At 64.4% G+C, this 247-nt stretch carries 1 protein-coding gene; it reads right to left on the bottom strand.

The features are described 5' to 3' along the window. The coding region (locus FQ664_RS26630) for a LysR family transcriptional regulator (RefSeq protein ID WP_144175967.1) at positions 1 to 247 on the bottom strand (247 nt) is incomplete at both ends.

Raw genomic sequence — 247 nt, 5'->3', positions numbered from 1 at the left:
GGAGCAAGCGGCGCGCCGGCCATATCGAACGGGAGCCCGAGACGCACCGGGGCGTCTGATTCCCTGGCCCCGACACTGGCGCAAAATGCATCATGCATCCGCAGCAGGCGACGAGCGTCAGGCAACAACGACCTCCCCTGCCAGGTCAGGCTACTGCCTTGAGTGTCACGCATCAGCAATGGGCAGCCGAGGAATGCCTCCAGCCGCTTTATTCGCTGGCTGACAGCCCCTTGTGTCAGGTGCAGCC

This window comes from Pseudomonas persica, assembly GCF_900291015.1.
In the GTDB taxonomy this organism is placed as follows: Bacteria; Pseudomonadota; Gammaproteobacteria; order Pseudomonadales; family Pseudomonadaceae; genus Aquipseudomonas.
Note: the sequence above shows the minus strand (reverse complement) of the source record. Positions and strands in the feature narration are given on the sequence as shown.